8 protein-coding genes are annotated in these 10852 nt (G+C 62.0%); 1 reads left to right on the top strand and 7 read right to left on the bottom strand.

The window, feature by feature from the left end; all coding sequences use genetic code 11:
- Window positions 1-135: 135 nt before the first annotated feature.
- From soeC to ACY693_RS07895, 4 genes are all read right to left on the bottom strand, one after another.
- A complete protein-coding gene (gene soeC / locus ACY693_RS07880) occupies window positions 136-1116 on the bottom strand; it encodes a sulfite dehydrogenase subunit SoeC (RefSeq protein ID WP_462321282.1) in 981 nt (326 codons plus the stop codon).
- Window positions 1117-1156: 40 nt separating this feature from the next.
- On the bottom strand, window positions 1157-1879 hold the full coding sequence (gene soeB, locus ACY693_RS07885; protein WP_462321283.1) for a sulfite dehydrogenase subunit SoeB: 723 nt from the start codon (window positions 1877-1879) through the stop codon (window positions 1157-1159).
- A 132-nt stretch (window positions 1880-2011) separates the two neighbouring features.
- Window positions 2012-4918: a sulfite dehydrogenase subunit SoeA gene (gene soeA / locus ACY693_RS07890; protein WP_462321284.1), complete on the bottom strand. Its 2907-nt coding sequence runs from the start codon at window positions 4916-4918 to the stop codon at window positions 2012-2014.
- 465 nt (window positions 4919-5383) lie between these two features.
- The gene (locus ACY693_RS07895) at window positions 5384-5698 is read right to left on the bottom strand and encodes a hypothetical protein (protein ID WP_462321285.1); all 315 of its coding nucleotides are present in this window, start codon (window positions 5696-5698) and stop codon (window positions 5384-5386) included.
- Window positions 5699-5774: 76 nt separating this feature from the next.
- Between ACY693_RS07895 and ACY693_RS07900 the strand changes: the two genes are divergently transcribed.
- Window positions 5775-6137 (top strand): hypothetical protein, encoded by a 363-nt coding sequence (locus ACY693_RS07900; RefSeq protein WP_462321286.1) that lies wholly within the window; start codon window positions 5775-5777, stop codon window positions 6135-6137.
- 161 nt (window positions 6138-6298) lie between these two features.
- Here the strand turns inward: ACY693_RS07900 and ACY693_RS07905 are convergent, their stop codons facing one another.
- From ACY693_RS07905 to ACY693_RS07915, 3 genes are all read right to left on the bottom strand, one after another.
- Window positions 6299-7282, bottom strand: coding sequence for a diguanylate cyclase domain-containing protein (locus ACY693_RS07905; protein ID WP_462321287.1), 984 nt, complete (start codon window positions 7280-7282; stop codon window positions 6299-6301).
- Window positions 7279-7716, bottom strand: coding sequence for an Hpt domain-containing protein (locus ACY693_RS07910; RefSeq protein ID WP_462321288.1), 438 nt, complete (start codon window positions 7714-7716; stop codon window positions 7279-7281). The genes ACY693_RS07905 and ACY693_RS07910 overlap by 4 nt, the downstream gene beginning before the upstream one ends.
- Window positions 7598-10852, bottom strand: a 3255-nt coding sequence (locus ACY693_RS07915) for a response regulator (protein ID WP_462321289.1), incomplete at its 5' end; no start/stop codon positions are given. The genes ACY693_RS07910 and ACY693_RS07915, both read right to left, overlap by 119 nt.

Raw genomic sequence — 10852 nt, forward strand, 5'->3', positions numbered from 1 at the left:
AAGGCGAGCGAAAAGACCAGCAAGGCGGTATGAGCTTTGACAGAAATCGCCTAAGACCCGAGCGCCATGCGCTCGGGTCTTTTTGCGTTGCTGAGAGACAGGCGTTAGAAGCCCGCCTCCGCGCTCCCTCAGACGCTAGGAGACCTGCTGGTAGTACAGATTTTGCGGATGCTGAGCCTCGGCGAAGAAGTACCAGCGCTCGGCTAACAGGCCCAAGTACTGGATTGCAAAGGCAAGGATCGGCAGCGTTGTCGACTCCAGCAAATAAGACAGCAGCACCAGCGCTATCGGGACCGGAAATACCAGGACCATGAAGGCCACGCGAATCAGCTTCAGGGTCTCTGGACTCTGGTGATGGAAGAATTCCCGGGTGTTGAACGAGCCGGCCGAGAAGCCTTGCGACTTCTGCACGATGCCGCGGTGACGGATGCCAATCGCTGTCTGCAAGGTGCTGCGATGCTTGAGGGAGGCGTTGCGCACCAAGGACGCGGTGCGAGTCAACAGACCGAGCAAGGTCGCGATGACAGCCCAGGTGCCGAAGAAGGCCACCAGATGGTTGCCGATCAACGCCGAGTATGCCGCTGCCAGCATGAACCCGGAGGCCGTGCCTAGGAAGATGAAGTTGACGATGGTATACGGCGAATGCCACTCCTGCAGGAACTTGACGCTGGCATAGATCATCCCGGTGCTGACGAACAAGGCCAGGGTGACTGGCACACCGACCATGCCAATCAGGAAGGTGGCATCGATGGGTAGGGCCCCATCCCCGAGGATGATGAATGGCTGCGTCCAGCCGGCCCAATGGAAGAGCCCGTAGAGGAAGACGATCCCCATCATCGCCGGCAGCACGATGACCTCGCGCGAGAGCCAGGAGGTGCGCCACATCGTGGCGGTGCGCCAGGCGCGCTCCGGGCGCCCGAGATGGAAGAACGACGCCGCGAGCCCCCCCACGAGTAAGGCCAACGAGAGCGCACTGCCCACCGCATAGAAGGCGTCCGCCTGGGGCTCGACCAGTTCAGCCGTGGAATAGAACTGGCCGGTGAAGAGGGCCAAGAAGAGGCCCTGACCGGCGCCAATGAGCGTGGTCAAGAAGATGACAGAGAAAGCTGGATGCATCGGAAATGGCCTGTCGAGGTTCAGATGAGGGGTCGGCGCGCTACCAGGTGACGTCTTCCATGGTCTCTTCACCGCGGTACACGGTGATGTCTTCCTTGGTCAGCGGATTGTCGGAGCGCTGCAGATCCTCCTCGGTGATATGCATGTGGGTCTTCTGACGCGGCAGGTAGTGATTGGCCGGCTGGGTGCCCCATTCCGGCATCAGCGCATAGCCTCCGCGCTCGCGGATCGCGACCGAGACCTCGGAGTCTGGATCATGCACATCGCCATAGAGCCGAGCATTGGTCGGGCATGCGATCACGCAAGCGGGCTTGCGCTCGGCCTCGGGCAAGGTATGGTCGGTGATCCGATCGATGCAGAGCGTGCATTTCTTCATCACCTTCTGCTGCTCGTCGAGCTCGCGCACACCATAGGGGCAGGCCCAGGAGCAGTACTTGCAGCCGATGCATTTGTCATAGTCGACCAGCACCACTCCGTTGTCCTCGCGCTTGTAAGAAGCGCCGGTTGGGCAGACCGGGACACAAGGCGGGTCTTCGCAATGCAGGCAGCTCTTCGGGAAGTGGACCGTCTCGGTGCTTGGGAAGCTGCCAACCTCATAGGTCTGCACCCGGTTGAAGAAGGTGCCGGTTGGATTCGCGTCGTAAGGATTCTCATCCACCATCGGACCAGCCCAGCCCGAGGTGTTCCATTGTTTACAGGAGGTCACGCAGGCATGGCAGCCAACGCAGACATTTAGGTCGATGACGAGGGCGAGTTGAGTCATGGTCTATCGCGGGTAATGCTGGCCCGGAGGCATTGGAATTGCCGGATGTGCGGGTCTCGACAAGGGACTAGGCCACACACACTCCGAGCTTGATCAGTTGGCCGGCCCTCAGGCCGGCCGCAATGGGTTGTCCTATTTCCTGCCGAATAGACCGGCAACATAGGCCTGCCAGCGCTGCTTCGGCCTTGCGAGCTGGCCTGGCAGCGTCTTCATCGGCGGGAATTGCGGCTCGGTCACCTTGGGCTCTTGCGCCTCGGCCTTGGAGATGCGCACCCGCGTATCGAACCAGGCCGCTTGCCCGGTCAGTGGATCGGAGTTCGAGAGAACTTGTTTGCCATCGGAGCTCACCAACGGCAGCTCCTCGCTGATGATGTGATTCAGCAAGAAGCCCTTCTTCGACTCATCCGCCTTTGCACTCAGCCCCCAGGCACCCGGCGCCTTGCCGATCGCGTTCCAGGTCCAGACCGTATTCGGCTCGACCGCTTCTGAATAGCGACACATGCACTTGACCTTGCCGAGGTGCGATTCGACCCAGATCCAGTCGCCATCCTCGATACCCTGAGCGATCGCCATCTTCGGGTTCACGAACAGGTAGTTGTGGCTGTGGATCTGGCGCAGCCAGGCATTCTGGCTGTCCCAGCTGTGGTACATCGCCATCGGCCGCTGGGTCAGCGCGGTGAGCGGGAAGCGCTTGGTGTCGACGCGCTGAGCCTCGAGCGGATCATAGAAGAACGGCAGCGGATCGAAGAAGGTCTCAATCCGCTCGCGATAGCGCTCCGGGGGCCTGCGTCCCGGCCATTTACCCTGAGCGGCGGCACGGAAGCGCTGCAGGATCTCCGAGTAGATGTGAATCGTGATCGGCTCCGCCCATCGGGTCAGGGCATGCGCCCGTGCCCAGTGCAGATAGCCCTTGTTCCAGTTGCGCATGTACTGGTAACTGCGCGGCAGCTCATAGTGGAAGACACAATGATTGGCCGCGTACTGCTCCCATTGCTTCGCATTAGGCTCGCCTTTGAGCGACTTGTCTCCGTGCTTGCCGCGGAAGCCAGCGAGGAAGCCAATCCCCGAGCCCGGCGATGTCTCGTAGTTGACGACGAAGTCAGGGTAGTTCTTGTACTTCGGCGAGCCATCGTCGTTGGTGAAGACGGGCAGCCCAAGCCGGGCGCCGAGGTCGATTAGCACATCCTGGAACGGCCGACACTCGCCCCTCGGCGGCAGCACCGGCAGGCGGACCGAGTCGACCGGTCCGTCGAACTCAGAGATCGGCCGATCGAGCATCGAGAGCACATCATGGCGCTCGAGATAGGTCGTGTCCGGCAGCACGAGATCGGCAAAGGCGACCGTCTCCGAGGAATAGGTATCGCAGACGACCAGGAACGGGATCTTGTACTCGCCATTCTCGTCCTGGTCGGTCAGCATCTTGCGCGTCTCGACCGTATTCATCGACGAGTTCCAGGCCATGTTGGCCATGAACAGCAGCAGGGTGTCGATCCGGTAGGGATCACCACGCCAGGCATTGGTGATCACGTTGTGCATCAGGCCGTGGGCCGCGAGCGGATACTCCCAAGAGAAGGCCTTGTCGATGCGCACTGGCTCGCCATTGTCATCGACAAACAGGTCCTCTGGCCTGCCAGGCCAGCCCAACGGTAGCCCATCAAGCGGCGTATTCGGCTGCACCGCGTCTGGGCTGTGTGGCGGCTTCGGGCAGGGCGGGATCGGCTTCGGGAACGGTGCCTTGTGGCGGAAACCGCCAGGGCGGTCGATGGTCCCCAGCACGCTCATCAAGATGCTCAGCGCGCGGATGGTCTGAAAACCGTTCGAGTGCGCCGCCAGGCCGCGCATCGCGTGGAAGGCGACCGGATTGCCGGTGACGCGGTCGTGCTCCTTGTCCCAGACATCGGTCCAACTGATCGGCAGCTCGATCTTATGATCGCGCGCCATCACGCCCATCTCGTGCGCCAAGCGACGGATGGTCGCTGCTGGAATGCCGGTGATGCTCTCGGCCCACTCGGGCGTGTAGGGGTCGACGCGCTCCTTCAGGAGTTGGAACGAGGTCTTCACCGGCGTGCCGTCGGGCATCGTGAAGCTGCCGAGCAGGCGCGGATCAGCGCCGTCGCTGTGCGTCAACACCGGGCCGGTGTTCCGATCCCACCAGAGCTTGTCCTGCGGATCGGTGCAGCCGCGGGTCACATCGATGCTCTCGTCACGGACGAACATGCCGTGATCGTCGCGCTCGGGATCATCGATCACCAGCTCGGCGGCATTGGTGTACTGGATCAAGAAATCCCGGTCGAAGAGACCGAGCTTGAGGATCTCGTGGGTCAGGGCCAGGAACAGCGCACCATCGGTGCCCGGCTTGATCGGCACCCACTCGTCGGCAATCGCGCCATAGCCCGAGCGCACCGGGTTGATGGCGATGAAGCGCCCGCCTTGGCGCTTGAACTTCGAGATCGCCATCTTCAGCGGATTGGAATGATGGTCCTCAGCGGTGCCGATCATGATGAAGAGCTTGGCGTGGTCCAGATCCGGTCCGCCGAACTCCCAGAACGAGCCGCCGATCGAATAGATCATGCCGGTGGCCATGTTGACCGAGCAGAAGCCGCCATGCGCGGCATAGTTCGGCGTGCCGAACTGCTTCGCGAACATGCCCGTCAATGCCTGCATCTGGTCGCGGCCCGTGAAGAGTGCGAACTTCTTCGGGTCGGTGGCGCGCAGCTTGCCCAGCCGCTCGCTGAGCATCGTCATCGCCTCGTCCCAGGAGATCTCCTCGAACTGGGATTCACCACGCTTGGCACTGGCCTTGCGGCGCAAGGGCTTGGTCAGCCGGGCCGGCGAGACCTGCTTCATGATCCCGGATGAGCCTTTGGCACAAAGCACGCCCTTGTTCAGCGGATGGTCCGGGTTGCCCTCGATATAACGGACCTGACCATCGCGCAGATGCACGCGAATGCCGCAGCGACAGGCGCACATGTAGCAGGTGGTCTCTTTGACCTCGGTCTGGCCAATCTCGGCATCGTGTTGCACGGCAGGGTCTTTCATGGGTGTGCTCGTCAGGGCCTCTAGGGAATGTCGATACATTCTAATATTTGAGGAGCCGACTGGTAAGCGCGCTCGATCAACGCCAACGTCGTATTGTTTGGGGAAATTTTTGCTCAGCGGCGCCTTGTCGCTGCGCCCGATGGCGGCTTCGGCCACAGTCGACAGAAGGTCAATAAGTCATTGATCGGGATCAACTAAAATGACATCGTTATGCTCAACAGGACCCTTGCGCAAGCCCCCCTCGCTATGCGCCAGACGCTGCTGCGCCCTCAGCCGATTGGTCATCATCGGCGAACTTTGAAATTCTTTATGACAAGATAAGGGTCCGCTAAGATCGCAAGCCTGATGCGCGGTCAACAGGTTAGGCGGCCATCGGGGACGGCATGCTGAATCTCAGCGTCGCGCCAAGCGCCGTTGCTCAAACTCGTGCGCCTACGCCTTCCAGAAGACCTGACATCGAGCAGGCTAATTAGTGAGCCGTGCGCCGGATGGCATCAAACCCTGCTTCTCCAACAAGTCGAGATAGCGTCGCTCATGAGCGAAGGCGATGAACGCAAACAGCAGCAGTGCGAGGACGATCAACAGGCAGAACAACGCCACGACTGGCAACAGGGCCGCTGACCAGGCCATGGTCGCACATGGGATCGCATCGACCTCCAGCCTTGCCTGCACCGCGAAGGGGTTCGCCAGCAGGGGTGCAAACCAGACGAGCCAGACACCGAGCCCGAGCAGCATGGTCAGCAATAAGACCCCGACGACGGGCCATGTGCGCACAGGCATGGCCCGTCGCCTCACGAAGCGCTCTTCATCCGCAGTCAATCTCACCACTCCAGTCGAGTCTTACTAAACGTAAACGATGGAATTCTTTGCCACAGCTCAGGCGCGTCTCGGCGCCGAGCAACTCCAGCACGAGCTCACCGGGCAGAGGCTACCCGAGCTGTGCGAATCAATCGACCAGGTACTGCACTGGGATGCTGCTCTGGACACCGGCGAGATCTACTGCCTCTGGGGACAGTTCAAGGTCAACCGCGAGTGTACCCGCGATGGCGTTCGCTTCACCCTGCCGGGCTGCCCGAATGCACTGGCTTGGACGGTCACCGCAGCAGCTGATGGCACCCTGGTCCACTGCACCATCAATCGCAGCGAGCACGAGCCCGATTTCATCGAGTCGATCGAGGAGTTTGTCGCCGACTGGGCGCAGGGGCTGCAACGGTTGTGAAACTGACATGCACGCGATCGTCGGCCATCACCGGGTCGACCTTGTCCTAGAACCCCGCGTTACAGCTCCGGTGATGCAGGTGGCGAAGCGCAGGGACGGCGATGGCGTGCCTGAGCCGATGTGCTCTAAGGACAGGCTGCGCTCAGGCAGCGCGTTTTCGCTCACGCTTCTCCCGCGCGGCCTCCGGCGCCAGTAGGATCGCCCTCAGCCGATGGAGATTGCGCGCCACCACCGCAAGAGCCCTCCCAGATCACCCGATTCCGTCCGCTTGACTTAGCTGCATAGAGCATGGAATCGGCTGCCTCGATCAGTTTCTGGGGATGGCCGTCCTTGATGATCCGTGTCGCGCCGCCGATCGAAACCGTGACGTGCCGAGCGACGTCCGAATAGGCGTGCGGAATCGAGAGTGCCTCGACGGCGAGCCGAACCTCTTCGGCGAGTGATCGCGCGCCTTCGGCATCCGTCTCGGGTAACAGCAGTACGAATTCCTCGCCCCCGTAGCGGGCCGCTAGATCGGCTGGACGACGCGGCGCCTCGCTCAGGGTCTTGGCGACCGATTTGAGGACCTTATCGCCGTGCGCATGGCCGTAATGGTCATTGAACTGCTTGAAGCAATCGACATCGATGATGGCCAGCGAAAACGGCAGGGCGCTGCGCTTGGCGCGCTGCCATTCCTTCTGCAAGGTCTCATCGAAACGGCGGCGGTTGTTGATCTCGGTCAGCCCATCCCGCCCTGCCAGGATCTCCAGCAGCTTACGCTGGCGGACAAAGCTCAGGTGATTGGCGACGCGCAGCGTGACGATGGCTGGATTGAAGGGTTTGCTGATGTAATCAGCGGCTCCCAGATCCAGGCCGATTTGTTCGTCGTCGACCGAATTCAGGGCCGTGATGAAAATGACCGGGATATGCTGGATGGCGTCGTGCGCCTTGAGTTGTCGCAGCACCTCATGACCATCCATGCCCGGCATCATCACGTCCAGCAAGATCAGATCGATCTGAGGATCGGCCCGGACCCGTTGCAGGGCTTGCTCACCGTTCTTGGCGAGGATCACCTCATGATGCTGTTCCAAGAGCTCAGACAAGAGCTCGCGGTTGATGCGCTCATCATCGACGATGAGGATACGGTGTTTCTCCTCGACGATCATCCGTTTCTCTCCTCGAGCTGGCGACGCAGCGCCACGACCTTCTGGGCGGCGTCCTCGAATTCCCCATCCTCGATGGCCTCGCAGAGGTCGTCGAGCGCAGCGTCAAGCCCCAGGGCAGACAATGCCGGTCGCAGCTCATCCACCAAGTGCTCCGCCTTGGAGCTGCCGTTTTCCAGCATCGTTGTCAACTGCGCGAGCTGCCGCGATACCTCTTGCACATCGGCGTTGCCCGCTGGCGCGGTCCCAGATTCACCGGGATCAGTAGCTCGCGAAAAGAACCTGTTCAGACCCTCACAGAGCCGCTGAAGCGCCTGCTCATAGGCCGGCAGCGCCGCCTGAGCCGCCGTCTCGTCCTGCTGCCGCAACGCGTCTTCGATTGCGCCCGCAGTGCTTGACAGCGAGGCGGCCCCAAGCGAAGCAGAGACCCCCTTCAAGGAACGCGGTCCGCTCGGCCTCCTGGAAACACCCCGCCGTCAAGTCCGCGGCGATCCGTTCAGCGGCATCGGCATTCTGATGCAAGAAGGCGTCGAGCAGTGTCCGATACAGTCGCACGGCACCGCCGCTGCGGTAGAGCCCCAGCTCGGTATCGAGGCCCTCGATCTCAGGCAACGCTAGGACAGCGCGATCCTGGTCGGCATCCTGCTTGATACGTCGTGGTGCGGCCTCCCTGAGGCGGGCCGGGAGCCAGCGCAGGAGGATCTCCGCGAGCGCCGCCGGATCGATCGGCTTGGTCAGATGATCGTTCATCCCGGCCTCCAGGCTGCGTTCCCGGTCGCCAGCCATGGCGTGCGCCGTCATGGCGACGATGGGGAGCTCACTGAAACCCAGGGCGCGGATGCGCCGCGTCGCCTCGAGTCCATCCAGCTCCGGCATCTGTACGTCCATGAGGATCAATTCATAACCTCCCGCGCGCGCCTTCTCCACGCCTTGCAGGCCATTGTCGGCCAGGTCGACGATCAGACCCACTTGCTCGAGGAGCTCAGTCGCCACCTGCTGGTTGATCGCGTTGTCCTCTACCAGCAGCACCTTGGCCCCCCGGATGCCCGCGAGCCGCCCTGCCGATCGATCCTGCGCCTGATCTGTAGGCTGATCGGGGGGCTGATCCAGGTTACCGCCAAGGTCGAACAGGTTCAGCAGGCTGTCGAACAGTAAGGATTGACTGATGGGTTTGCTCAGGAAGCCATCGATCCCAACCTGCTCGGCCTGCTGAATGATGGCCTCGCGCCCATAGGCCGTCACCATCAGGATCGCGGGCGTGGCGCCGATTCGGCGGTCTTGCTTGATGCGGCGGGTGGTCTCGAGGCCATCCATGCCTGGCATCTTCAGGTCCATGAGCACGACGCCATAGGGCGTCTCGCCGGCGCGCGAGCGTTGTTGGAGCATGGCGATCGCAGAGGCGCCCGATTCCGCCGTCTCCACGGTTGAGAAACAGGCTCCCAGCATGGTGCTCAGGACATCGCGGGCTGTGGCATTATCATCGACCACCAGCACCGGCTTGTCCCGCAGCGCGGCCGAGACCAGGGGCCGGGATTGATGCTCGGGCGCCTGGGTACCGAAAGGCATCTCGAACGAGAAGACGCTGCCTTGGCCGGGGGTGCTCTCGACCCGCAATTCGCCGTCCATCATCTCGACCAGTTGTTTCGCAATCGCGAGCCCGAGACCGGTGCCACCGTAGCGCCGGGTGATGCTGCCATCGACCTGGTAGAACGAGTCGAACAGCCCGGCCATCTGCTCGGTGCTCATGCCGATGCCGGTATCATGGACCGCGAAACCAATCCGCACCCTGTCTTGCTCACTTGCCAGCAGTCGGATGCGGATGAGCACCTCGCCCCGGTCAGTGAATTTGACGGCGTTGATCGCCAGATTGACCAGCACTTGCCCGAGGCGAAGCGGATCGCCGATGAGCTGGTGCGGGACGTCCGGGTCGAGCGACAGCAATACCTCAAGGCCCTTGTCCTCGGCGCGCAGCGTGATGACATTGATGAGGTCGTCGAGCACATCCTGAAGATCGAACGCGATCTTTTCCAGCGTCAGCTTGCCGGCCTCGATCTTGGAGAAATCCAGAATATCGTTGATGATGGCCAGCAGGGCTTGAGAGGAGCTGCGTATCTTGCGCAGGTAATCGCGTTGCTTGGGATCGAGATCGGTCCTCAGCGCCAGATGGGCGAGTCCGATCACGGCATTCATCGGGGTGCGAATCTCATGGCTCATGCGTGCCAGGAAATCGCTCTTCGCCGCGGCGGCTGCCTCTGCTTCCTGTCTCGCCTTGAGCATCGCCTCCTCGACCTGCTTGCGATCGGTGATATCGCGCCAGACCGCATGCAGCAAATCCTTTCCCTCCACCCTAATGCGGGTGAGCCGCACATCGATCCAGATGGGCGCGCCATCGGCCTTGAGGTAGACCCACTCGAAGCGGTGGGAGCCCCGCTCCACGGCGATGCGCATCATCGCCTCGGACTTCTCCCGGGACGGGTGGCCATCCGGCTGCGTGGGTGGCGATAGCCGCTCGGGGTGGCTGTGCACCAAGGCGCTTGCGTCCTCGTAGCCGAGGATCGCCGTAGCGGCTGCATTGCACTCGACGTACTCCCCTCCCTCGAGGATCAGCACACCGTCGGCGCTCTGCTCGAACAGCGATCGATAGGTGCGCTGGCTCTTTTCCAACGCTCGGGTGCGCTCGGCGACCTCTTGGCGCAGGCTATCGCGGTGGCGTTTGATCTCCACGGCCATCGCCTCGAAGTTGTCGATCAGCGTATCGATCTCGAGGATGCGACTCGGTGGCGCCAGCGCATGACGCTCAATATCGGTGGTGCTCGCTGCCAGCTGGCGAATCGGCGCCGCGAGCGCCTCGGCCACGCTGCGACTCTTGCGCGAGATGAGAATGAAGCCGAATGGCAACAACAGCAACAGGGCGCCTCCAAAGAGCATACCGAGCTGCAACATCAAGGCTCGGGCCTGATCGGCGGGGGCGACGACTTTGGCTTCATCGATCAGAAAGAATAGGCGCCAGCCGGTCTCGGCGATCTCCTGCTGACCGACCAGAAAGCGCCGGCCGAGGTGCTCGAAATGGCCTTCGGACTGGCTCTGAGCAAAGAGGGGGGCGAACTGGGCGGCGATGTCCGCGCTCGGATGGCCGAGCAGGTTGTGCTCCATCGGTTTGAGGACCTCCTCGGTGATCCCGCGACCGGTTTCTCCCGCTTGCAGCTGCGCCATCTCGAACAGCGGTTCCAGGGTCGGCACCATAGAGAGGATCATGCCGTCGCTATTGGTCAGGAAGACCTCGCCACCCCAGGGGAGATCGATATCGAGGAGCCGCGCGGTGAGGGTCGTGATCAGGACATCCAAGCCGACGACGGCGGCGAAGCTGTCGCCACGATAAATCGGTGCGATGCGCGAGATGATCCAACCTCGGAGCGCTGGGTCCAGGTAAGCGGAGCTCCAGCGTGCGTCGCGCTCAGGGTTATGAGCCGGATCGGCCTCGTAGAAGAAATTGAAGTTTTGCGGCTGCCAGCCGGCGTTGAGAATTGTGTTGAGCTGCACAAAGGGGTAGTAGCGCACCAGCGCATCCGGTTG

This window comes from Halochromatium sp. (genome assembly GCF_054919635.1).

What these genes read in the sequence shown, in the direction of transcription:
- ACY693_RS07905 (WP_462321287.1), bottom strand. Translation starts at nt 7,282, where the DNA reads ATGATCGTCGAGGAGAAACACCGTATCCTCATCGTCGATGATGAGCGC.
- soeA (WP_462321284.1), bottom strand. Translation starts at nt 4,918, where the DNA reads ATGAAAGACCCTGCCGTGCAACACGATGCCGAGATTGGCCAGACCGAG.
- ACY693_RS07895 (WP_462321285.1), bottom strand. Translation starts at nt 5,698, where the DNA reads ATGCCTGTGCGCACATGGCCCGTCGTCGGGGTCTTATTGCTGACCATG.
- soeB (WP_462321283.1), bottom strand. Translation starts at nt 1,879, where the DNA reads ATGACTCAACTCGCCCTCGTCATCGACCTAAATGTCTGCGTTGGCTGC.
- soeC (WP_462321282.1), bottom strand. Translation starts at nt 1,116, where the DNA reads ATGCATCCAGCTTTCTCTGTCATCTTCTTGACCACGCTCATTGGCGCC.
- ACY693_RS07900 (WP_462321286.1), top strand. Translation starts at nt 5,775, where the DNA reads ATGGAATTCTTTGCCACAGCTCAGGCGCGTCTCGGCGCCGAGCAACTC.